Annotated in this window: 17 protein-coding genes and 2 pseudogenes; all 19 read left to right on the forward strand. The window is 40.9% G+C overall.

Annotated elements, in window-relative coordinates:
- Positions 1-269 precede the first annotated feature (269 nt).
- The 19 genes and pseudogenes from DXA05_RS07895 (at position 270) to DXA05_RS07970 (ending at position 25,894) form a co-directional block, all read left to right on the forward strand.
- The gene (locus tag DXA05_RS07895; protein ID WP_128859012.1) at positions 270-3,239 is read left to right on the forward strand and encodes a TonB-dependent receptor; all 2,970 of its coding nucleotides are present in this window, start codon (positions 270-272) and stop codon (positions 3,237-3,239) included.
- Between the two features lie 20 nt (positions 3,240-3,259).
- Positions 3,260-4,843: a RagB/SusD family nutrient uptake outer membrane protein gene (locus DXA05_RS07900; protein WP_230328156.1), complete on the forward strand. Its 1,584-nt coding sequence runs from the start codon at positions 3,260-3,262 to the stop codon at positions 4,841-4,843.
- A gap of 37 nt (positions 4,844-4,880) precedes the next feature.
- Positions 4,881-5,774 (forward strand): Calx-beta domain-containing protein, encoded by an 894-nt coding sequence (locus DXA05_RS07905; protein WP_118408582.1) that lies wholly within the window; start codon positions 4,881-4,883, stop codon positions 5,772-5,774.
- 35 nt (positions 5,775-5,809) lie between these two features.
- Positions 5,810-6,298 carry a TlpA disulfide reductase family protein gene (locus DXA05_RS07910; RefSeq protein ID WP_128859013.1) on the forward strand — a complete coding sequence of 163 codons (489 nt, stop codon included), beginning with the start codon at positions 5,810-5,812 and terminating at the stop codon, positions 6,296-6,298.
- A gap of 33 nt (positions 6,299-6,331) precedes the next feature.
- Positions 6,332-7,936: a DUF6029 family protein gene (locus tag DXA05_RS07915; protein WP_128859014.1), complete on the forward strand. Its 1,605-nt coding sequence runs from the start codon at positions 6,332-6,334 to the stop codon at positions 7,934-7,936.
- A gap of 35 nt (positions 7,937-7,971) precedes the next feature.
- Positions 7,972-9,069 (forward strand): Omp28-related outer membrane protein, encoded by a 1,098-nt coding sequence (locus DXA05_RS07920; RefSeq protein WP_118408586.1) that lies wholly within the window; start codon positions 7,972-7,974, stop codon positions 9,067-9,069.
- Positions 9,070-9,074: 5 nt separating this feature from the next.
- Complete coding sequence (locus tag DXA05_RS27240) at positions 9,075-9,545, forward strand: hypothetical protein (protein ID WP_284515464.1); 471 nt, start codon at positions 9,075-9,077, stop codon at positions 9,543-9,545.
- Positions 9,542-10,192 carry an Omp28-related outer membrane protein gene (locus DXA05_RS27245; protein ID WP_284515465.1) on the forward strand — a complete coding sequence of 217 codons (651 nt, stop codon included), beginning with the start codon at positions 9,542-9,544 and terminating at the stop codon, positions 10,190-10,192. Before DXA05_RS27240 ends, DXA05_RS27245 begins: the two co-directional genes overlap by 4 nt.
- 9 nt (positions 10,193-10,201) lie before the next feature.
- Entirely contained in the window at positions 10,202-11,266 is a 1,065-nt protein-coding gene (locus tag DXA05_RS07930; protein WP_128859015.1) for an Omp28-related outer membrane protein, read from the forward strand.
- An 80-nt stretch (positions 11,267-11,346) separates the two neighbouring features.
- Positions 11,347-12,528 (forward strand): hypothetical protein, encoded by a 1,182-nt coding sequence (locus DXA05_RS27250; RefSeq protein ID WP_284515466.1) that lies wholly within the window; start codon positions 11,347-11,349, stop codon positions 12,526-12,528.
- 29 nt (positions 12,529-12,557) lie between these two features.
- Positions 12,558-13,502 carry a hypothetical protein gene (locus DXA05_RS27255; RefSeq protein WP_284515467.1) on the forward strand — a complete coding sequence of 315 codons (945 nt, stop codon included), beginning with the start codon at positions 12,558-12,560 and terminating at the stop codon, positions 13,500-13,502.
- Positions 13,503-13,584: 82 nt separating this feature from the next.
- The gene (locus DXA05_RS27260) at positions 13,585-14,430 is read left to right on the forward strand and encodes a PL29 family lyase N-terminal domain-containing protein (RefSeq protein WP_284515468.1); all 846 of its coding nucleotides are present in this window, start codon (positions 13,585-13,587) and stop codon (positions 14,428-14,430) included.
- Positions 14,340-16,121, forward strand: coding sequence for a hypothetical protein (locus tag DXA05_RS07940; RefSeq protein ID WP_284515469.1), 1,782 nt, complete (start codon positions 14,340-14,342; stop codon positions 16,119-16,121). The genes DXA05_RS27260 and DXA05_RS07940 overlap by 91 nt, the downstream gene beginning before the upstream one ends.
- A gap of 35 nt (positions 16,122-16,156) precedes the next feature.
- Positions 16,157-18,001, forward strand: a complete 1,845-nt coding sequence (locus tag DXA05_RS07945; protein WP_128859016.1) for a S41 family peptidase — start codon at positions 16,157-16,159, stop codon at positions 17,999-18,001.
- A gap of 107 nt (positions 18,002-18,108) precedes the next feature.
- Positions 18,109-18,600: a hypothetical protein gene (locus DXA05_RS07950; RefSeq protein WP_008640454.1), complete on the forward strand. Its 492-nt coding sequence runs from the start codon at positions 18,109-18,111 to the stop codon at positions 18,598-18,600.
- A gap of 58 nt (positions 18,601-18,658) precedes the next feature.
- A pseudogene (locus tag DXA05_RS07955) lies at positions 18,659-20,607 on the forward strand (cytochrome c biogenesis protein CcdA).
- 421 nt (positions 20,608-21,028) lie between these two features.
- Positions 21,029-21,762 (forward strand): annotated as a pseudogene (locus tag DXA05_RS07960) (DUF5131 family protein).
- Between the two features lie 140 nt (positions 21,763-21,902).
- The gene (locus DXA05_RS07965) at positions 21,903-23,999 is read left to right on the forward strand and encodes a glycoside hydrolase family 127 protein (RefSeq protein WP_128859017.1); all 2,097 of its coding nucleotides are present in this window, start codon (positions 21,903-21,905) and stop codon (positions 23,997-23,999) included.
- 35 nt (positions 24,000-24,034) lie between these two features.
- Positions 24,035-25,894, forward strand: coding sequence for a right-handed parallel beta-helix repeat-containing protein (locus DXA05_RS07970; RefSeq protein WP_128859018.1), 1,860 nt, complete (start codon positions 24,035-24,037; stop codon positions 25,892-25,894).
- Positions 25,895-25,913: the final 19 nt, after the last annotated feature.

A 25,913-nucleotide genomic window follows, 5' to 3' on the forward strand; every position in this document is an offset into this window, starting at 1 on the left:
ATTAACAGTTCCGGTTTGGTATTATATAATGGAACAAAAGTATATATTCTTTTTGCAAAAAACAACGAAAAGACATATTTTTTTTATGGAATAGTCATCTAAATTGATTGAAAAAGTAAAATCAAGCAACATTTCTTTCCAGAATTACATATTTGATGTAAAAACACTACAAAAACAATGGATTATAATTAAGTTCTGATAGAACTTATCTAAGTGTAAAAAGTGAGTTTAAATGTTTTAGGGCTATTTAATAATTTAAAAAGAGATTTATGAAGAAAAAATTAGCGCTGCTATTTGGATACCTTTTTATAGGTATCGGGCTGATAACAGCTCAAACGCAGAAAGTCACGGGGACAGTTATTTCCGATGATGACAAACAACCTGTTGTAGGGGCTTCAATTGTTGTAAAAGGCACTAACTTAGGTACAATAACAGACATAGACGGGCATTTCACATTATTGAATGTGCCAAATTCAGCAAAAATATTGCAAATCTCTTATATCGGTATGAAAACGGAGTCGGTTCCTGTTCAGCCGACTGTTAGAGTTATCTTAAAGTCTGATACACAACTGATGGATGAAGTTGTTGTGGTAGGTTACGGATCAGCAAAGAAACTAGGGTCAGTAGTCGGTTCGGTAACAACGGTAAATAATAGCAAGATAGCCAATAGACCGGTTGCTAATGCCGGAGATGCATTACAAGGTCAAGTTGCCGGTTTACAAGTATTTACTCCCAGTGGAGAACCAAGTGGAAGTGTTGTAATGCGATTGCGTGGAGTCAGCTCGATCAATTCAAATACAGAACCTCTTTTTATTCTCGACGGCTCACCTATATCATCCGGAGCATTTACAGCATTAAATCCGAACGACATCGAAAGCATGACCGTATTGAAAGATGCTTCCTCAACAGCTATATATGGTTCCCGTGCTGCTAACGGGGTAGTAATAATGACTAGCAAGAAAGGAAAAATGGGACAGAAAGCCCGTGTTAGTATCAATGCGCAATATGGCTGGTCGAGAATGACTGGGGATAACATAGAGATGATGAATACCGAACAATGGCTTAACCTGCAGGAAATGCTGGACCCGGGAAAAGCATACGATACTACATTTCAAAAACGGAAAAAGTTCTATATAGATAATGGTATATCTACAGATTGGGCGGATGTCTTCTTCGGAGATGCAGCTCCTACACAACAATATGATGTAAATGTGGTCGGTGGTTCCGAAGGTATCAACTATTATATTTCATTTGGACATTATGATACAGAGGGAATTATGGATGATTCCTCATTGCGCCGTGAGACTTTGCGCAGTAATGTGGAAGTAAAGGTGACCGACTGGCTGAAAGCCGGGATTAACGTGAACCTTTCCTATCAGAAATATAACACGACAACTTTCGGAACGGAAGCTAATAGCGTTTATAATAAAGCGTATGCTGCCCGTATTTATCGTCCTGACCAAACAATAAACGAGATATTGACAGACGAAGAAGGTAACTTTACAGGATATGGGAAACGATTGGACTATTTTGACGATATGGGATATTATAATCCGTATTACTTGGCAGAACTTCAACCGAATGACCGGAGTACGGTACGTATCAATGGCAATACCTTCTTTAATATAAACCCAATAAAAGGATTGAATATACGTACCTCGCAGGCAGTAGATGCCTTTGATTATCGTAACTCCCATAAAGCCTATCCGGAAGGCCCCTTTGAAGGGGCAGGGGTGGCGTCCGAGTCTTTCGAACGTTATTATTCATTTACTTTCACCAATACAGCGGAATATAAGTTCAGTCTGTCAGACAAGCATCTTTTTACCGTGTTGGCCGGTCAGGAGTCCATTATCACAAAGAATGAGAATTTCTCGGCAACTTCTAAAAAAATGGTAGACTTACGAATGATGCTGATGGCAGCTGGAGCAGAGTCAGAAGTGCCGATACATTCGATGTATGACAAGGTTTTCAATTCTTATTTCGGCACAATCAGTTATAGTTTCGCTGATCGCTATTATGTCGATTTGGCAGCACGGCGGGACGGTTCTTCTCTGTTTGCCAAAAACAACCAGTGGGCAAACTTTTATTCTTTGGGAGCCATGTGGGATATGAGAAAAGAGAATTTCCTGCAGAACGTTTCATGGTTGAACAGTTTACAGTTGAAGGTGAGCTATGGAACAACTGGTAATTCCGGTATCAGCGCCTATAATGCGTTGGCATTGGTTGGTTCCGGTTTGCTGTATAACGGACAACCGGGTATTGCTCCTTCTACCGTCGGAAATGATAACCTGACATGGGAAAGTATGAAAACACTGAATGTAGGCATCAGTACAAGAGTGTTTGACCGCTTTTCTGTAGAACTGGAATTTTATAACCGTCAGACGGATGATATGTTGATGGGGTATCCATTGTCATATACTACCGGACACGGAAGCAGTGTGGAAAATGTAGCAAGTATGCGTAATCGTGGTTTCGATATTACTCTGGGAGTGGATATTCTGAAAACGAGAGATTTTTCATGGAGTGTCTCCGGAAACCTGAATTATAATAAGAATGAAATAACTAAACTGTTTAACGGATTGGATGAATATACCTTGCCTGATACCGGTTTGAAGATGAAGGTCGGCAAACCTTGGGGAGAATATTACTATGTGAAATGGGCAGGAGTCGATCCGCGTGACGGATATAATATGTGGTACGACAAAAATGGAAATCTGACGAAGAGTTACTCCGAAGAAGATGCAGTTTTTGTCGGTAAACAACGCTATGCACCATGGTCCGGTGGCTTTGGCACCCAGTTCGGATGGAAAGGGATTTCTGTTAGTGCCGACTTCTCTTTTATGCTAGGCCAGTATATGTTGAATAATGAGCGCTTTTTTACAGAGAATCCCACTTTTGCAGGTTCGGACAATCAAACTGTAGAAATGCTTACCATGTGGCAGAAGCCGGGAGATATAACCAGAATTGCCACTCCCGACTCCCCGATGCAGTTTGATACGCATTTACTGGAAAATGCTTCATTTATGCGTATGAAAAACCTGACTATCGGGTACACCCTTCCGGCCAAACTGATTCAGAAAACAGGAGTAATCAGTAACGCCAGAATCTACTTTGTAGGACGTAATTTACTCACAGTGACTAAATATAAAGGATATGACCCGGAAGTAGACAGTAATATCCAATTGGGTAACTATCCCAATACGAAACAATATTCTTTCGGAGTCGAACTAACTTTCTAAAAACATAAAGAATGGTGAATATGAAGAAAATATCTATGATAGCATTGACTATACTGACACTTGGGGTGACTTCTTGTGATATGGATAAAATGCCATACGATGCTGTTCCTACAGAAGAAGCGTTAACGACCATAGTCGGTTTTGAAGAAGCACGTGCCGGTATCTATTCCGTATATTTAGGACTGACAGGAGGAAGCTATGTATTAGCTCCGGAAGTTCAGGCAGATGCCTTTAATGCAGTGGCGGATTTCTCTAATAAATATGGTGAGTTGCACCGTTGGACTTTCGAGAGTACCAACTCTACCGTAGAAACAATCTGGTCGAACTACTATGCCGCTATCGGACGTGTCAACTTCTTTATTGACGGGGTAGGTAAGATCGATGAGAACCCGGAAATCGAATTGACTGAAACCCAGAGACAACAGATCAATGTGTATGAGGGGGAAGCGTATTTTACAAGAGCATACTGCTACTTTTATCTGGCTACTTTATTTTGCCGCGATTACGATGTAGCTACCGCAGCAAGTACTCCGGGACTGCCGCTTCAGATAAAATATGAGCCTAAACTTTCTGCTACCCAATATCCGGGACGATCTTCACTGGAAGATACTTACAAACGGATATTGGAGGACCTCGAAGAAGCCGAAGAACGTATAGAGACTGCAAAAAATGGCATTGCTGATTATGACAGGTATATTAATGGTGCATACGTGACAGTCAACACGGCTCCCAAGAATTGTGGGAATTATATCACGGTAGATGTAGTGACTGCCTTGAAAGCGCGTGTTGCCCTGCAAATGGACGACTATGAAAATGCAGCCAAATATGCAGGTGACCTGGTTAATTCGAACAGATATCCATTATCGAACACAGCAACAGATTTTGAAAGCGTATGGAAGAATGACAAGGGAACGGAAACCATCTGGCAGATTGCCATGACTAGTGCCGACGATGCCGGTGTACCTCTGGGGACTATTTTTATCGGTTATCCGACTACAAAGAAGGATTATATTCCTACACAAACACTGATTGACTTATACAATGAAAAAGATATCCGGTTAAAGTCTTATTTCGGAAAATATCACTTAACCGTATCATCTGGTAATGCGGCAGACATCTATTTCTTTAATAAATATCCGGGCAATGAATATTACAATGCATTAGGAAGCGAAACACGCTATTTGAATCAGCCGAAACCATTCCGAATTGCTGAAATGTATCTGATTGCCACTGAAGCTAATGCTAAGATTGGAACGGCAGCTGCTGTGAAAAAGGGTAATGACGCTTTGAATGCATTAAAAAAAGCGCGAATCGAGGGATGGACTGATGCAACCTACGATCAGGAAGCTTTATTAAATGAAATCATGAACGAACGGGAACGGGAGCTTGTAGGTGAGGGATACCGGTTGATGGACCTGAAACGTTGGGGGAAAGGTGTGAAGCGTGGAAAACCGCAAAGCAAAGGACTGGTGCTTTTCCCGGGACAAGCAAGTACTGACGGACTGGATAAACCTGTGGATGACCAGCGGATGCTTTGGCCTATTCCTAAAACAGAAATGGATGCCAACCCTCAATTGGCAGGTCAGCAGAATCCGGGATATTAATCAATGAATAACGTAAATTATCAAACACTTGAGTAAAATGAACTATCTGAAAATATACACCCTTCTTCTATGTGCCGTTCTGATCGCCGCCTGTTCGGACGATGAGGAACAGTTTAATTCCGGAGCGGCTACGGTAAACTTGCAGGAAACTGCAATGACGGTGAAAGAATCTGCCGGTTTGTGTACTGTGCCTGTTGTTGTGACGGGCGAACATACCGGAACTATCCGTGTGACGTTCGAATTAAAAGATCATAACGCCAAAGAGGATGAAAACTATATTGTCACAACCAAAACGTTACTTATTCCTGCCGGGCAGGAAACAATGAATTTTGAGTTTAAGACCGTTGATGACAAGCTTGTTAATGACGACCGTTCTTTTGATGTTGAAATTGCCGATGTGAAAGGGGCGTCTATTGGTGAGAACAAGCGACTGACGGTGACTATCAAAGACAATGATTCCAGTTTTTATGAAACGCTTTCAGGAACTTGGATATTTACCGGAACGGCTTCTGCCACCAATGTTTCCAATGTGCAAGTGGGATTCTCCGTAAGAGTAAATACAGCGGAAGAAGGCACGGAGGCATACGAGCACTATCTGGTCTGTTCGAATAAGAATGGATTTGATCCGGATAATGATATTGAATGGGAATTTAGTTGGCGGTTGCATTATGAATATGATTCGGAGGCGCAGAAAACCTACCTGTCCATTGTGCCGGGTGAAGATGTCGCTTCTTATGGCCCGTATACTATTCGTTTCAAGAGACTAGCTTTGGACGGAAGTACTTCTGACGTATATCGTGGAGAATATGATGTTGAAACTAAAACTGTCACTTTCGAGAATGCCAATTTGATAGGCGATATGTATAAGGACGGCTTGATACAAATACAGAAATTCAGGCTATTTGGCTGTAAGATGGAACACATCAGATAAAACAAGATTATTAACATAACAAATAAAAAGAACTTATGAGAGCATTAATTGTCTGCATTACGTTGTTGTTCGCTTTTCTAACTTGTACCATGGCACAAATACCATCAGTCAAGGTTGAAAATACGAAAGGAGCACAGGTAAACACCTCCTCCCTAATTAATCACAAAACACCTATGATTATTTCTTTTTGGGCAACAACCTGTAAACCTTGTATTCGTGAATTGGACGCCATAAATGAACAATTGCCCGATTGGTTGGAAGAAGCCAAATTCCGTGTTGTAGCTGTTTCGACAGATGACAGCCGTTCTACTGCTAAAGCGCGTGCATTGGCAGAGGGACATGGATGGGATGATTTTATCATGTTGTATGATAAAAATCAGGAATTCATGCGAGCTATGAATGTGAGCCTGACTCCACAGGTATATGTAGTGGATGCAGATGGGAAGATTGTCTATTCACACACCGGGTACGCGCCGGGAAGTGAGCTGGAACTACTGAAAGCGATAAAAAAACTACAGAAATAGAAACTGTTATTATTCATAGATAAACGCAATGACATGACTAGAATAAGAATTCAGGTGTTGGCTTTAGTAGCGTTAGTGTCTACTCTAACCTATGCGCAGCAAGATAACAAAAAAGGTTATCTGACAGGGAGCTTTGAAACGAATACGATTTACTACAAGGATGATAGTAAGACAAAAGCAGAATCTCCGGAAGATCATTTCGGTTCGAACAATTATCTGAAACTGGATTACTATCAAGGTAAGTTTGCCGTAGGTGTACAGTTGGAAGCCTATGAACCGGTACTGGTGGGATACCCGACAGAATTAGAGAAAGCAAAACTAACCAACTATTACGTATCTTGGGCCGACAAGGATTTTTCCGTAACAGCGGGTACATTTTATGAGCAGTTTGGGAGTGGACTGCTATTCCGTAGTTGGGAGGACCGTATGCTTGGTTTGAATAATGCGGTGATGGGAGCACGTTTTACCTACAATTACAAGAATATTGTAAGGTTGAAGGCCATTTGGGGAACTCCACGTTTTGGAATGGACTTTTCCGACACACAAGTACGTGGCGTAGATGTAAGTTTCTCCTTATCTGAAATGCTTAGTTGGCAAAATACGTCCTTGAGTATCGAAGGAGGGGCATTGAACCGATATGAGAAAATCAATATCGACCTCGAAGAAGAAGGGGGAAAACCTTATTCGAATGGCTTCTCGGGACGGGTAAATTTTGAACGCTCCGGATTTACAGCGAAAGGTGAATATGTGGACGGTGGCAATAAATATTATAATTTCATTCATGATGACAAACTTTATGCGAGGAAACGTGCCAATGCGCAATTGCTGGAGCTGGGATATAGCGGCAATGGGTTGGGGGTAAATCTGACCGGGCGCCGTTTGGAATGGATGAATAGTGAGATTATTGCCGGTAATGGTTCGACTTCGAATCTGTTGAATTATGTCCCGGCTATGAGTACGCAATATACCTATATGTTGACCAACTTGCATCCTCATACTCCACAAATAGGAGATGTGACAAATGCAGTTAGCGGTGAGATGGGCGGACAATTGGATGTCTTTTATCATTTCAAAAGAGGAACGGTCATTGGAGGTAAACGTGGTTTGAAATTACACGCTAACTTTTCTACCTATTATGCTTTAGAAAAAGAAGGAACAGCCCAGATAGGTAACTTGGCATTTCGTGACTTTAGTGTTGATGTGGAAAAGCAATGGACAAAGTCATTCAAAATGAACTTGCTTTATTCTATGCAAGAATATAGCCCTTCGTACGGAGCGAATAAAACGACTAATCTGTCGAATATTTTTGTAGCAGATTTACAATATAAGTTCACGCCTTCTTTTTCAACTCGCATGGAGTTGCAATACTTAACTACAAAAGAAGATCAGAAGGACTGGATGGCAGCTCTGTTGGAGATAAATTTTGCTCCGGCATGGAGCATTTACGGAAGTGATATGTATAATCACGGCAAGGATAAAATCCATTATTACAATGTGGGAGCCAGTTATGCCAAGTCACGTACGCGTATAGCCTTGAGTTATGGTCGTAACAAGGAAGGGTACGTCTGCTCTGGTGGAGTTTGCCGGACGATTCCTAAATATACAGGTGCCAACCTGACTATAACTACTTCATTTTGAGTTCATCGAAACATTTATTAATTAGAATATAGAATATGAGAAAATTTACAATGTTTTTTATGTCAAGTCTGATATGCTTGTGCGGATGTTTTACAGCGTGCAGCGGCAATTCTGACGACAATGGTGAAGAGCCGGATAACGGCGAAGTGACAGGACCTATTACTTTGACTGTGGATAAAGCCAAGATTGAAGCCAATGGAACAGATATGGCGACTTTTACGGTGACTGATGCCAATGGAAAAGTACTGACGACTTCCGAATATATGAAGAATGTATATTTTGAAGATGTAACTACCGGTGATTATTTGGAGAGACGGACCAATACGTTCTCGGCAGTAGAGAACGGGACACATAAGTTTAAGGCATATTACCTGGACTGGGAGTCGGATGAAGTTTCCGTAACCGCACAGAATCGTAAGAATTATGAACTTTTCTATCGTAAAGTAGGTGTCTTCAAAATGACGGGAACTTGGTGTACTTATTGTCCGGCCATGACTTCGGCATTGAAGAAAGTGGAAGAACTGATGCCGGGACGTATGGTAAAAATGGCTTTTCATTCTTCCAGCAGTTCCGCCACTGACCCGTTCCATTTGTCACAGACAAGCACAATCATGAGTCGTTTTGGAGCGTCCGGTTTTCCTACCTGTATCTATGACTTGAAAGTCATGTCGATAGACAGGAACGTGAGTGCTATTAAACAGACTTTACAAAGTCAAATCCGACAATATCCGGCAACCTGCGGAATTAAGGTAAATACATCTTATAATTCTTCTATGGGTGAGATTACGGTGAATGCCGCACTGAAGTCGAGCTTGGGGGGAGAATATGACCTTGTTTATGTCTTGGTGACTGATGGCTTAACAGCATCCGGAGGAAATGAGGCCTCGTATGATTATACAGTAAGAGCTATTTCCAACAATTACCTGTCGATGTCAACCGACGGACGGTTTACTGTGAGTGCAAACGAGGAGCACACTGCCGCAACTTTCAGCATCTCTAATGCAAAGAACCTGAATCCTGCCACATCGCGTGTAGTGGTTTATGCATTGCGTAAAGTGGATGACGCATATATGGTGGATAATATAACCGAATGTTCGATTAATGGTAGCATAGACTATCTCTATAATGATTAAGACTTATGAGGAAATTATACTTGACAATTCTACCAATTGTAATGATCCTTTGTTTAGCAATGCTGTCATCCTGTTCCGGCAATTCGGACGAAACGGAGAATGGAGGGACGGATGACGGCATTTTGCGTATTACAGCTGATAAGACGGCTATACAGGCAGATGGAGTAGAGAAAGTGACCTTCACGGTCAAACTGGGTACAAAAGATGTAAGTGAAGAAAGTACAATGAACCTGATTTTGGTAAAGGAATCGGGAGAGGAAAACCTGGATTATGGTGTTCGTGCTTTCAGCACTTCAGTGCCGGGTACGTATGTTTTTAAAGCCCGCTATTATGAAGGAAAAGCAATGGTCAGTGAAAATGAAGTGACCGTTCAGGTTGCTCCCGTATCAGGAGGAACCAGCTATTATCATAAATTACTGGGGATGCAGTTTACTTCTGTCGGGTGCCAGCCTGTCCGGCGCTTAGCACTACATTGAAAGCAATTCAGACTGAACAACCGGGGCGATTGGCTATCGCTTCTTTCCACATGGATTTCGGAGGAATGACGGATCCCATGAGTACAGCAGCTACCAATAATTACCGGACTAATATTCTCGGTAATTTCTCGGGACTGCCCCGTTTCTTTTACAATCTGCGTAAGGGTACTAAAGAAATGATCAGTATCAAGAGCCAGATTGAAGAAGAGCTTCAGAAAGAATTAAGTAACTATCCGGCTTCTTGTGGGGTAGCTGTTGAGTCTGTGTATAATGCTTCTGACCGTACAGTGAAGATTACTGCCAAATTAACTTCCAACGTAACAAACACTTATCGTTGTTTGATTTATCTGGTAGAGGATGGAATCAAATACTTTCAAACGAATGGTGCGAATGATTATACACATAATAATGTGGTGCGTGCAGTGGTGTCCACATCGTTGAACGGCGACCGTTTCAATGGGGAAGTAAATGCGGGAGTAGAATCTACCATGCAACGATCTTATCAGTTGGAACCGGGATGGAATGTGGATAATATGCGTGTGATAGTGTCGATGCTGACAACTTTGGATGGAGGAAAGACTTATACGTGTAACAATGTAAATGAGTGTAAACTTGGAGAATCAGCAGATTACTTGTATAACGAATAAAGAAGAGTTATGTATATAAATGTCTATAAAATAATATTGCTGGTCTGTATGTGCTGTGTGGGAATATGCTGGATTTCCTGTTCAGGCAATTCCGATGATTCGGAGCAGACAGAAGTGATTTTGAGCGTCGATAAAAATACATTGACTGCGGACGGAAAGGATATTATAACCTTTACGGTAATGCATGCGGGAATAGATGTAACTGCTGATGCAATCATCCGTTCCGTGATGGACGGACAAACTTTGGATGGAAATACCTTTTCTACTTCTAAAGCCGGAACCTACGCTTTTGAGGCATCTTATGGCAACTATGTATCCAAATTGATAACAGTAGTTGCAAAAAGTACATCAGGTACAGTATCCAATTTTGTGAGACGCATCTGCGCAATGGAGTTCACCGGAACATGGTGCGCCATGTGTCCGGCAGGAATGACCCGTCTGAATTATTTGATAAGTTCGAGTTACGAGGGAATTGTTTATCTGATGTCATTTCATGTTGATGGGACAAGTGCCGATCCAATGACAATTGAACAGTCATCGATTCTTTCCAGAAAGTTTGCTATCTCCGGTTATCCTTCATGTGTGGTTGATATGCGTGGGACAATGGGGCTATCTGAAAACTATAGTGTCATGCGGGCTATATTTAATGAGTCTTTGGAGAAATACCCTGCTCATTGCGGAGTAGCTATCAGTTCTGTTTATAATGAGGTTGATTCCGAAGCTAAAGTTACTGTGAAAGTGACTTCGGAGAAAACGGCTGATTACCGCCTGGTATTGTATGTTGTTGAAAATGGATTGAAGTATCAGCAGAATGACGGAGGCAACTATCGGGACTATACACATAATCATGTAGTCCGCAAATTACTTTCTGCTTCTGTAGAAGGTGACAAACTGGGACAAATTGCAGAAGATAAGGAAGAAGTAAAGGAGTATACTGTGGCATTAGACGATACATGGAAAGCAGAGAATCTTTCTTTTTATGCATTAGTAATGGATGAAAACGGTTATGTAAACAATTTGGCTGTTTGCGAAGCAATAAACGGCAATGCCGATTATGAATATGTAAATGATTAATCACATTTATCACTTAGAATTATGAAGAAGAAATTATTAAACTTATTACTTTTGTTAGGGCTGGTGTTGGTTATAAGCCTATGGTGCTATCGTGTTCGGATAAGGATGAACCGGTTGAGGAACCTGACGTGCCGGTGAACCCCGATGTTCCGCTTCCTCCTGTACCGACTCCTATCAGATGGATGGAAAACGAAGTGGATGGTGGTGAACGTGGGGTAGGCATCAAAGTGACTAGCAAAACTACCAACAACTTTGTGTTTGAATGTACCCCGGGAGATAAGGTGCAATCTTATCGTTTGGATGTTTATCCTTTATGTCGTATGTATAACTACTTATTTGAAAGTGGCGGTTCAGGTGCAAGTGAAGAAGAAATCGAAGATTTGATTCTGGAAGCTCTCTATAATTCGGAGGGTGCCGGTGCTTATACTTTCAATAGGAAAACATTAGGAGATAGTTACCCGAATACAGAATTTGACTGGGTAAATTCCAAATATGCTCAATCAGAGATTGTGCCGGGAGCAGAATATCTGATTATAACGGTAGGGTGTAATGATGAAGGCGGACAAAATCCGGCTGATATGAAAATCTGTTATCTTAAAACTCCTTCAGGAGATGTGACAGGCCATCCTCGTGTTGAAATAGATGTTACAGCAAGTTATCAGGCAGCTGCCATTCAATATGTCCCCAATGAGGATTGCAAGTATTTCTATCAGTTCTGTGCGGATTCCGAACCTATCGATGCGTTTATTGAAGCTTATGGACAGAATATGTATATCGACTTTATGAGACACTGGACACAGACATCAGAAGATGCACAGGTACCTGAAGAAGAATTATTATATATAGTTGATTTTGGATATAATGCCGATTCGGAAAGAAAATTAACAGCTACTACTATCGGACTGGATGAGAATAAGAATAAAGGAGATTATGTACGGCAGGATTTCCAATTGAAAAAAATTCCTGATAACCCGGACGAGGCAGAATGTGATCTGAAGATTACAAAGACAGGTGCCTCTATTGTTAACATGGATGTAAAAATGGAGAAAACTTGTTATGCCATGTTTTATCGTATATTCAGCGCTGCTGACTGGGCACCTTATGAAAATGCCGATGAAGCAACAATGACAGCATTGGCACAAGCTTTAGATCAAGAAGGATGGGGGATTAAGAATATAACTTCAGTCAGGAAGGCTCGTATGCAACTACAGATTACCAACATGCTCTTGATCCGAATGGTTCTTATGTTGTTGCTTATGTAGGTCGTAATGAGTATGGACAATTATCAAAAGTGAAAACGGAAACTTTTTCTACCAAAGCACAAGTAACGGATAATCCGGGAGCATCTAAAGCTACGATAGATATTACTATTTCCGATCCGGGACGGACAAGCTTGAAATTAACCTATACTTATAATCAGGAAACGGCAGTATATTATCACCAATACATTATGACACCGGATTTACTTGAAGAAGCTAATAAGGCTGAACTGATTAAATATCTGATGTCAGAAAATTCAAATATATGGGCCGCGAATGCGAATGGAGGAGTAGAAAATTTTAAATGGACCGGTTTGAATCCTGGAACGGAATATACATTCGCTTATATGGCAGAAGACTGGGATGGCGTATTGACAGATGTGAAGATTGTGAAAGCTACGACTGAAGCTATTATAGCAGGGCCGAATCCAACGATGCAACTGAATGCCTATATGAGTGATTTGGGCAACTTTACAGTTCAGTATTCTATTGTAAAGGATGTTGCCAAACTATATTATAGCATTACAGAAGATAACTATTCCGCAAGTGGTGATTATACTTATCAGGAATGTATGGATGTATGGAAAGAGCATTGTCTGGATTATGGTTTATCAGGTGTCAACTCAACTACTCAATCGTATGATAAGACAAGTGAAGCCAAACGACTGGTTGCTTTATGTGTGCCTATTGGTGCCGATGCTGACGGAAATGAAGTAATTGGCGATCTTTATACAGTATTCTATGATAAAGAAAAAGGTATCATTACTGATCCTTCCGTATTATTCCCCGATGCTCCGAAATTGAAAAAAGGAATAAAGGGAATAGCGAAACCTCAAGTAGTGAAGAAAGATAACCGGGTTCCTGCAAAATTGATTGTTAATGAACAGGTGAAGGTGAATACTCCGGGAGTCATGAGAAGTGAAAGCGTTATTTATCTTGATTTGAAGAAATTAGGTAAACATCCTCATTCCAAATAAATATCGGCAAAACTAATTTACCGCGCGATAGTGTGTAAATCTATCGTGCGGTTTTTCTCTAATCATTAAACTTTTTATGGGTATGAGAAGAAATCAATTTTTAGGTGGCATAGGAAAATGTATGTATTTCCTGGCTATATGTGTTATGACATTTTCGTCATGCTATAATGACGATGATTTGAAGAATTCGATTTCCGGTTTGGAAGATCGCATGGATAAGTTAGAAGCTTCTTTGCAAAGTGTGCAGACTGATATTTCGACATTGAAGACACTGACTGATGCTTTGTCTCAAAATAAATCAATCGCTTCTGTATTGGAGAATGAAGACGGAAGTTATACAATTAAGTTTTCAGACCAGACAGAAGTAACTATCCGTAATGGTGAAAACGGAGAAGATGCTCCGCAAATAACTGTGATAAAAAACGAAGAAGATGGCATTTATTATTGGGGAATAACCAGCACGGACGGTAAGAAGACATTCCTGAAAGATGGAGAAGGGAATATGATGCCTGTAACGGCTACCGCTCCTAAGATTCGCATTAATACGAATACGAAAGAGTGGGAGATTTCTACGGATGGTGGAAAGACTTGGGAACCTACGGGTGTGTATGCATCCGGCGAAGGGACGGGGGATACCTCTCTTTTCAGTGCGGTAAGTCAGGATGATGATTATGCTTATTTTACTCTGAAAGACGGCACAATATTGAAAGTTCTGAAATCCAAGGAATTGAAATGTGAGATATTATCGGGAAAACAATATTTTGCAAACGGTGAGGAGAAACTGATTTCGGTTGAAATGAGTGGTATTTCTAAGTATACCGTAACGAAGCCTGACGGTTGGAAAGCTTCATTGACAGGAAAGGGATTGACTATTATGCTCCTGTTGCAGAGAATCAGTATGCAGAAACGGGGGGCAAAGTGGCAGTAATGGCTGTTGCGTCTAATGGGCAGAGCATAATCTCGGAGATTCCGGTGATAATAGGTGAGGCTCCTGTTACTATATCTGTTGAAGGTCAAACGGTTTCTACTATTTTGACGAATGGTGTAGAAATGTATTATTTGGGAGTGCTGGAAATGAATGAATATAGTGCAGAGGCCGTAGCTGAATTAGTGAACGGATATGCTGCCCGTATGTACATGAAGACAGCAGCTCTTGATAAAGTTTCATTGGCAGAACTGATAGGCAAGGATCCTGAAGCCGGAAAGACATATATGATTTGGGCAGTACCTCCATCTGAAGCTGGTATTGAATATCTACCTGATGACGTGATTGCCAGCGTGATTAAGACTGCTGCAACAGTAGAACTGAAGGTTTCGGATATAACGTTTGAAGGTGCAACGGTTTCTGCAATCAGAAAGGGTTGTGACGTTTATTATACAGGGATTTTAGATAAACCGAATTATTCACCCGAAAGAGTTATTGATGATCTGGCTTATGGGGGAGGAACCAAACAGTATTCGGATTATAACGGGCCGTTGGAAGGTAAGGTGTTAGATTTTCTTCCAAAGGTAATACCTGGAACAACGTATGTACTTTGGGCTATTCCTTATAAAGAAGAAAAAGGGTATAAAACAGAAGAACTGGTAGCTGTGGAGATTCCTGTGCCTGCGTTGACGTATGACGGGACAGCGACGATAAATATTAATAGTGTTGTTACTACGGTTTCAAGTGTAAGTGCGACTATTACTCCCGGAACTGACTGTTATAAGTTCTATTATTCTTATATGAAGGAGCAAACTCTGGCAAATTATGGTACCGACAAGGAAGTTATTTCCTATCTTATTAAAAATGGAGATTCTTCCAAAGAGGTAGAAAACTTTGAAAGAGCCTCTTTAGAACCGGGAACAAAAGGCTTTTTTATTGCAGTAGCATTAAATGAAAAAGGGCAACTCGGGTCATTAGTCAAAGTACAGGCTGATTCCAAAGAAATATCTTATAATTCATCAATCTCGGTAGACGTGGCAATAGAGGCAGGAACTGTGTCTACGACTTTAACGTTGACCCCGACTGGAAATCCGGAAAAGTTCCGTTATGTTCACATGAAATTGAGTGATTTCAAAAACTATCCGTATTGGGGAAATGAAGAAATGGTAAAACAAGCATTAATTATGAATGATAATGTTACTGAAATTGTTGCTGCTGAACTGAAAAATCATCAACTGGTGATCGAGGACATAGCATTTAATTCGGAATATGTACTGTTCATGATAGCAGTTGATACTGATGGTAACCCTTCTTCAACCATAACAAAGAAGGAATACACCAGTGCGAAGCCGACTTACGTGCGAAAAGACAGAGACCCGGATTTATGGAATGCCAGTGTGCCGGAAGTGACGATTGACAAGATAGAAAAAGATAAGTTTTATACCGTTTCTTACACTGTGAAACCTAAGGCTGCCTGCAAAGTATTTTATGTATTTGCCGGACCGGCAGATTATCTGACTGGTATGTATGATGAACAAATCAGGTATGTAATGAAAAACGGAGTAAAACAAACAACTACTTATTCAGGAAGTGTTTATGGAACATTACCTACTAATATCAATGTAACCTGGATGGACGAAGAAGGACGTTTTTATGAGGTTTCTAAAACCGTAGTAGAAGCTCCGGCACAATAATCTTTTTAATTTTTCTAATTTAATAATAATGATAGATGAAAAACTTATTTAATAGCTTTTATAGTATAGTATTGCTTGCCTTGTGTCTGATTGCTTTCAGTAATTGTTCGGATAGCGACGACGGGGGAGATGTCGGTGATACTGATAATGGAATCACTGCGATTGGTACTGAAACGGAAAAGACGGTTTCTATTTATGGAGAGACTGTTGAAATTTCGTTTACGGCTTCTGGAAAATGGACTCCTTCTCTACAATATTCTACAGGAGCAGATTGGGCTACTATAACTAATACCAGTGGTAATTCTGCTGCCGGTAAAGGGGGATTAAAGGTGAAAATTAATAAAAACGAATCCGGAAAAGAACGAATATTGACTGTGGTTGTACAAGTGGAAGGATATAAAGCTCCTGTTACAGTATGTACTATCACACAAGGAGGAGGATCCGGAGCGGCAGAAGACTTGGCTCTTAATGAGTATATGGATAAATATTTGAAGGAACATTATCTCTTTAAAGAAGAATATAATACACTAGATGTAGATTATGCATCGGTTTCTTATGATAATTTTCTGTCAACTTATCTTTTACCAATGAAAACTAATATTGAGGATGGCGGAACTTATCGTGCATTTTCAGTCAATGCAGGCAAGCGTTATATCTATTCTTATATTATGGAAACTGGTTCCAGTAGAACTCGTGCAAATACTCGTGCAACAAGTGTTGTAGGATCGGGACTTGGAACGTTTTTCTCTTCTTACATGCCGGATAAAACAACTATTGGATTAGCCATTGGATATGTATATCTAGAATCTCCTGCTCAAAAAGCCGGATTGAGACGGGGGGATGTAATCGTTGCTGTGAATGGTACGACTTTGAATAAGAGTAATTACCAGCAATATATGAGCACTTTGTTTTATGCAGGTGGAGGTGAAACTTTTAAGATCGGCTATAGGCGTAAAATCTTTGATGAAAACCGGGGCGACTATGATTTGGTGGATGGAACTACTACATTAACCACTGGTAGTTATAATAATAGTCCTATCTTGAACTCAATGTTTATCAAAGACAAAAAAGAGAATAAATTCAATATCGGTTATTTAGTTTATCTAGGTTTTGATTTGAATTTTGAGGAAGACTTGAAATATGTAATTCAACAGTTCAAGGCTGAAGGCATCACAGATTTGATTTTGGATTTACGTTTTAACAATGGAGGTTCTGTTGAATTAGCTCGTTATTTAGCCGCTTCTATCGCTGGTACATCACATCGTTCGGATGTATTTATGAGAATGCAACGTAATTCCGGTGCAGATGAATATATCCGTTTTGGAGATGGTGATGATCTAAATCTTAAATCTGTAAGAATCATCTGTTCGGAAGAAACGGCTTCCGCCAGTGAATTGATAATTAGTGGATTAAGAGGCATAGATTTTCCTGTGAAATTATTTGGTAGTCGCACGGAAGGAAAGAACGTAGGAATGGAAGTGCAAGAATATAAATATGGAAATAAATATTATGAATTTGCTCCAATTACTTTCCGTTCTTTCAATGCAAAAGACTGGGGAGATTATGCTGACGGTATTGACCCGGATGTCATGTTGAATAATCAAAACTCAAGCTATGAAGATGATATTGATAATGTATTCCCTTATGCTTTCGGAGATTGGGACAATTTTGATTTTAATTATCCATTATATTGGGCACTATGCGATGTTCAAGGGGTGGATCCGACTACAGGAGAACCTGTTAAACGTAGTGGAAGAGCAGGTTTGACACGTTCTTCAAAAGATGAAATCATCAGAGTACCATCTGTACCTTTGAAACGCCCTGCGGGAACTTTTGGCTCGCTCATTTACAACAAGCCGGAAGTAGAAAACTTATATTAGTAAGACTAAATCTCTTGTGAAATAAATTTTCTCTTAAGTTAAAGGGGATGCTTCTCGATAAGGTGTTAGTGAGAGCATCCCCATTTTGCTTCATAAATGTATTGAGAATGAATATACTTAAACAAATATATGAGATATATGAATATCTGTTTTATCGAACATATATATGGCAGCTTAGATTGTGGGGAGAAAAGCGGTCGCCAGAAGTAGCAGGGTTATTACTACCGACCTCATTGTTTACTTTTGTTTTTGTTGGCCCAATAGTTGGAGTATTACATTCATTGGAAGTACAAAACAATGAAGAGTTAGGTATACTTTTGGCTGTTATATTCACTTTTGCTGCTCATAGATTATTTGTTAGCGATGGACGATATTTGTCTATTGCTGATAAATATCGTAATGAAACTAAAGAAAAACAACGACAACGTATGAAACAAGTTTGGATTTTTTTAGCAATAAATCTTATTTGGGTAATATTCTGTATCTTCTTATTCATCAAAGTGATACCCCCGCCATCAAATGCAGATACTTCTAATAAGAATCCTTCTCCAGAATATATAGAGATGCTGAAAGATATAAGGGACCAACGACCACAATAGAATATGAACAGTGAAATAAATTTGTTGTATAATAGATTATAATTTAGAACTTAGAAAAATGAGAATTATTTTATTTTTATTATTGAGTTGGTACACAATCGGGAATATACAAGCACAAATCAAAGAGCCTGTAAAGTTCAAAAATGAGTTGAAAATGACATCTGAAACGGAAGCGGAAATCGTGTTTACTGCTTCGATAGAGAAAGGATGGCATGTGTATTCGACCGGGCTAGGGGATGATGGGCCTATTTCCGCTACTTTCAACATCAATGCGAGTAATCATGTAGAAACAATGGGTAAATTGCAACCTGTTGGAAAAGAAATCAGCATCTATGATAAGATGTTCGAGATGAATGTGCGCTATTTTGAAGATACGGTACAGTTTATCCAAAAAGTGAAATTTACAGGAAATGATTACTTTATGGATGGGTTTCTGGAGTTTGGAGCTTGTAACGATGAGAGCTGTTTACCTCCGACTCAAATTCCTTTTAAATATGGGAAAAAAGCAGAAGCAGATTTAATAGTTGCAAAAGGGAAAGAAGAAGCTCCGGTAAATGTGGTAGAGAAGCAATCGGAAAGTGATCTTTGGAAACCGGTAATCAATGAATTGCAAGTGTTAGGTGAAGAACATTCTCAAGAGGATAAATCTTGGTTGTATGTCTTTGTCACTGGATTTCTTGGCGGATTATTGGCTTTGTTCACTCCCTGCGTATGGCCGATTATTCCTATGACTGTGAGTTTTTTCCTGAAAAGAAACAAGGATAAGAAGAAAGGGATTCGGGATGCATGGACTTATGGTGCTTCAATTGTCGTGATTTATGTAACACTGGGATTAGCAATTACTTTAATATTTGGTGCCAGTGCATTGAACGCTTTATCAACAAACGCCGTATTCAATATTCTTTTCTTCCTGATGTTGGTTGTTTTTGCAGCTTCTTTCTTTGGGGCATTTGAACTTACTTTACCTTCTAAATGGAGCAATGCAGTGGACAGCAAAGCGGAAGCGACGAGTGGCCTATTAAGCATTTTTCTGATGGCATTTACGTTATCTCTAGTGTCTTTCTCTTGCACAGGGCCGATTATCGGCTTTCTGCTCGTACAGGTTTCTACGACAGGTAGCGTGATTGCTCCTGCTATCGGAATGTTAGGCTTTGCCATCGCTTTGGCTTTACCATTCACACTGTTTGCTCTTTTTCCTTCGTGGCTGAAATCAATGCCTAAGTCAGGAGGGTGGATGAATGTAATTAAAGTGACATTGGGTTTTCTGGAACTGGCTTTTGCTTTGAAATTTTTGTCGGTTGCGGACTTAGCCTATGGTTGGAGAATCTTGGATAGGGAAACCTTCCTTGCGTTATGGATTGTGATTTTCGGACTAATGGGGTTATATCTGTTGGGAAAGATCAAGTTTCCGCATGACGGTGATGAAAACAGGGTAGGCGTGGGGCGCTTCTTTCTTGCGCTTGTTTCTTTAGCATTTGCTGTATATATGATTCCCGGACTTTGGGGGGCACCTTTGAAAGCTGTCAGTGCATTTGCTCCTCCTGTGATGACACAGGACTTTAATTTATATTCGAATGAGGTCCACCCCAAATTCAAGGATTATGAAATAGGTATGGAGTATGCACGACAACAGGGAATGCCTGTGATGATCGATTTTACCGGATATGGTTGTGTGAATTGTCGTAAGATGGAGCGGCTGTATGGACAGATAGTAAAGTGGGTGGTATCATCAATGATAAGTATGTACTTATCTCTTTGTATGTGGATGATAAAACTCCATTGAATGAGCCTATAAATGTTGTGGAGAATGATACGGAACGCACTTTACGAACAGTAGGCGATAAATGGAGCTATCTGCAACGGGTGAAGTTTGGAGCAAATGCCCAACCTTTTTATGTATTGCTGGATAATGACGGTAATCCGTTGAATAAATCTTATGCATATAATGAAGATATTCCAAAATATATAGAGTTCCTGCAGGAAGGGCTGGAGCGATATGTGAAATGATGAATTTTAGACATTCAGCTTGTATGTTATGGCTTATAGCTAAAGTTTGGAATGAGAAAAAGAATAATTCTTTTTGGGCATTTTCATAGAAATACATAGAATAGTGTTATCTTTGTAAAGTGACATCGGGTTTAATAGAGCAAATTGTATAATAATATTTGTATCTGACATATAAGCAGTATGAGGGCGAAGATTTCTGCTGTGATGTTCTGAATTACATGATCTGAAAATGTGAATGTTGTCCTTGTCAAGATGGGCAGATTAAGATAAAGATCCCTCGTGGATCGGCTGCCTGTGAAGGTCGCTCTATTGTTTGTTTTGTTTGTGTTTTGGTGCACCTTTTTTCTGATAAAGAATAAGGTGCACTCTTTTTATAGTTATGTATATGTAATATTAAATATATTTTTCAATAAAAAAGAAGATGGGTGAAAAAGCTTCAATGTGGAATCTTTGGCACGGCTGTCACAAATTAAGTGAAGGCTGCCGTCATTGTTATGTATATCGGACGGATGGTAAATATGGAAAAGACAGTTCGGTGGTGACAAAGACAGAAAAGTTCGATTTACCCTTGCAGCGTAAAAAGAATGGTACGTATAAGATACCTTCGGGAAATTTGGTATATACCTGTTTTACTTCAGATTTTCTCATTGAAGATGCGGATGAATGGCGTGCCGAAGCGTGGGAGATGATGCGGATACGACAGGATCTTCGTTTCCTCTTTATCACTAAACGGATAGACCGGTTGCAACAGTGTCTGCCTCCCGATTGGGAGATGGCTATGACAATGTGACCATTTGCTGCACGATGGAGAACCAGGATAGAGTGGATTATCGTTTACCTATTTATAAAGAAATGCCTATTAAACATAAAATCATTATCTGCGAGCCGCTTCTTAGTCGGATTGATTTCAGAGGTGAGCTGGGAGAGTGGGTGGAACAGGTAGTGGCAGGAGGAGAGTCAGGCAAAGAAGTCCGGGTATGTGATTACGAGTGGGTATTGGATATCCGGCAGCAATGTATAGATGCGAATGTCGGTTTTTGGTTTAAGCAGACAGGGAGTTATTTATTAAAAGACGGACATGAGTATAAGGTTGCACGACAATTTCAACATTCGCAGGCGAGAAAGGCGGAGTTGAATTATACACCTGATAAATAAGAAATAAAGATTAATACAGATCTTTTTTACTGAAAGCGAGGGTTGCTTAGCAATCTTCGCTTTCGTTTTATTGAGTACAAAATACGGATAATCACGTCTTTTTATAAAGATATTGTGTAAATTTTAAATTATCCATATTAATGAAACAGATAAAACTGTTACTTCTTTTAGCTTCCGCCTCCGTTACGGGAGCACTTGCGCAAAGCAATGGATTGACGGATATGAGTCAGAGCCGTTTTGCGAAGATGGCGAATACCGGAATCAGTGCCGTACATTGGACAGATGGATTCTGGGGAGATCGCTTTCAGATATTTAGCCGGACTTCCCTGCAAAGTATGTGGAATACTTGGAACACACCAGAAATATCCCACGGTTTCCGTAATTTTGAGATTGCCGCTGGTGTGTGTAAGGGTGAACATTGGGGACCTCCGTTCCATGACGGAGATATGTATAAATGGATGGAGGGTGTGGCTTCTGTCTATGCTGTCAATAAAGATCCGGAACTGGATAAGTTAATGGATAACTTTATTACTTGTGTCGTAAAAGCCCAACGTGCAGATGGTTATATACATACGCCTGTTGTTATCGAAGAACTGAATAAAGGTATTGACTCTCATGCATTAGGGGATCAGCATAAACAAACAGTCATCGGAACGAAAGTAGGTGACGAGAATGAAAAAGGAGCTTTTGCCAATCGGCTGAACTTTGAGACATATAACTTGGGACACCTGATGATGGCGGGTATTGTGCATCGTCGTGCCACCGGAAAGACTACTCTTTTTGATGCTGCCGTAAAAGCAACGGATTTTCTTTGCCATTTTTACGAAACGGCTTCTGCCGAACTGGCTCGCAATGCCATTTGCCCTTCACATTATATGGGAGTGGTCGAAATGTATCGTGCCACAGGAAATCCCCGTTATCTGGAACTTTCAAAGAATCTGATTGATATCCGTGGTATGGTGGAGAACGGTACGGACGATAATCAGGACCGTATTCCTTTCCGCGACCAGTATCGTGCAATGGGGCATGCCGTACGTGCAAATTATCTATATGCAGGAGTAGCGGATGTATATGCCGAGACAGGCGAACAACAATTGATGAAAAATCTGATTAGTATCTGGAATGATATTGTCACCCGGAAGATGTACGTGACCGGAGCTTGTGGTGCTCTTTATGATGGAACGTCACCGGACGGGACTTGCTATGAGCCGGATAGTATTCAGAAGGTACATCAGAGCTACGGACGTCCTTATCAGTTGCCGAATAGTACAGCGCACAATGAAACATGTGCCAATATCGGAAATATGCTTTTCAACTGGCGTATGCTGGAAGTGACAGGGGATGCGAAATATGCTGACCTTGTAGAGACTTGTCTTTATAATAGTGTATTGAGCGGTATCAGTCTGGACGGAAAGAAATATTTCTATACCAATCCGCTTCGTATCAGTGCCGATCTTCCTTACACGCTTCGCTGGCCGAAAGAACGGACGGAATATATCAGTTGTTTCTGCTGCCCGCCGAATACATTGCGTACATTGTGTCAGGCACAGAATTACGCCTACACATTGAGTCCGGAAGGCATTTACTGTAACTTGTATGGTGCAAATACGCTGACTACGACTTGGAAAGACAAAGGAGAGCTGGCATTAACACAAGAGACGGATTATCCCTGGGAAGGAAAGGTACGCGTAACGTTGGATAGAGTTCCTCGTAAGGCGGGTGCTTTCTCGCTCTTCTTACGTATTCCTGAATGGTGCGAAAAGACTACGCTCACAGTGAATGGACAGCCGCTGCAAACCAATGCAAAGGCAAATTCGTATGCGGAAATAAATCGTACATGGAAGAAGGGGGATGTAGTGGAGCTGGTGATGGATATGCCTGTCCGTTTGCTCGAAGCCCATCCGTTAGCAGAGGAGATTCGTAATCAGGTGGTCGTGAAGCGCGGGCCGTTGGTTTACTGTCTGGAAAGTATGGATATTGCAAACGGGGAAAAGATTGATAACGTATTGATTCCCGCTGATATAAAACTAACTCCGAAGAAAATCACAATTGAAGGCAGTCCGATTGTTGCACTTGAAGGAATGGCACGTCTGGCATCTGCAACTTCGTGGGAAGGAGTGCTTTACCGGCCGGTTGTTCAGGCTGAAAAGACAGTAAATATCCGTTTGATTCCTTATTATGCCTGGGGAAACAGAGAAAAGGGAGAAATGACTGTATGGATGCCTCTTGCCAGATAGTCCGGATTGTTTAGTATACAGAAATGAAAAAAATCATGAAAAAGTTATTTGTAACGGCTATATGTATCTTGTGCAGTCACTGGCTATTGGCCGGTGAGATATGGATTTCTCCCAAGGGTAGTGACTTCAACGACGGAACTCGTCAATCTCCTAAAGCCACGCTGACTTCTGCCTTACGACAAGCACGAGAATGGCGCAGGACAGAGGATAACCGTATTCAAGGTGGAATCACAATCTATATGGAAGGTGGAACCTATGCCTTCCATGAACCGTTTTTTATCCGTCCGGAAGATAGCGGAACCAAAGAATCGCCCACAATCATTCGCTCGGTAGGCGATGAAAAAGTGATATTGAGTGGAGGAATCAGCATAAATGGCTGGAAGAAGCAAGGGAAAGTTTGGGTAGCAGATGTACCGGTATTTAATGGACGTCCATTGGATTTCCGCCAGTTGTGGGTGAATGGAAAAAAGGCAGTTCGTGCCCGTGATGTGGAGGATTTCGAAAAGATGAATCGCATTTGCAGTGTGGATGAGAAGAATGAAATTCTTTATGTACCTGCAGTTTCCATTCGCAGGCTTATTGATAATAAAGGGAATTTGAAAGCTAAATATGCCGAGATGGTATTACATCAGATGTGGTGTGTTGCCAATCTTCGGATTCGTTCAGTTGAAGTGCAGGGAGATAGCGCGGCAATACGTTTTCATCAACCGGAAAGTCGGATTCAGTTTGAGCATCCCTGGCCGCGTCCGATGGTGACGACAGACGGACATAATTCTGCTTTCTATCTGACAAATGCCCGCGAATTGCAGGATGTACCCGGAGAATGGTATCATGATATAGATGCCCGTAAGATATATTATTATCCACGGGAAGGAGAGAAGATGCAGGAGGCGAAAGTGATCGTACCTGCTGTTGAGACATTAGTACGGGTGGAAGGAACTGTGGATCGTCCTGTGTGTCATATTCGTTTCGAGAAAATTACTTTTTCCTATACTACATGGATGCGTCCGTCAGAAAAAGGACATGTACCTCTTCAGGCAGGTATGTATCTGACAGATGGTTACCGGATTGATCCGAAAATGCAACGGGATTACTTGAATCATCCGTTGGATAACCAAGGATGGTTGGGACGTCCCGCAGCTGCTGTTCGTGTGGCTGCTGCAAGGCAGATTGATTTCGAGCGTTGCCGGTTCGAGCATTTAGGTTCAACCGGATTGGATTATGAAGAAGCGGTGCAAGGCGGTGTTGTTCGTGGCTGTCTCTTCCGCGATATTGCCGGAAATGGTCTGTTAGTCGGCAGTTTTTCTCCGGCTGCCCATGAGACGCATTTGCCATACGATCCTGCTGATCGTCGGGAAGTATGCACACAGCAACAAATCAATAATTGTTATTTCACGGAAATAGGCAATGAAGATTGGGGATGCCTTGCCATTGCTGCGGGATATGTAGGAGACGTCAATATCGAGCATAATGAAATCAGTGAAGTGCCTTATAGTGGTATCAGTCTTGGTTGGGGATGGACGCAAACTGTGAATTGTATGCGTAATAACAGAGTACATGCCAATCTGATTCATCATTATGCGAAACACATGTATGATGTGGCAGGTATTTACACACTCGGTTCGCAGCCGAAAAGTTATGTAACGGAGAATTGCGTGCATAGTATTTATAAGCCGGGGTATGTACACGACCCTAATCACTGGTTCTATCTTTATACGGATGAAGGTTCTTCCTTTATTACTGTACGTGATAATTGGACAGAAGGAGAGAAGTATCTGCAAAATGCCAATGGTCCGGGAAATGTATGGGAAAACAATGGTCCGAAGGTGGATAGTGTTATTCGTGAACGTGCGGGACTGGAAGTAGGATATAAGGATTTACTAAATATCCAGTAGGTATTGACAAGTCATTTAA

Source organism: Bacteroides sp. AM54-2NS (assembly GCF_003602935.1).
GTDB classification, from domain to species: domain Bacteria; phylum Bacteroidota; class Bacteroidia; order Bacteroidales; family Bacteroidaceae; genus Bacteroides; species Bacteroides xylanisolvens.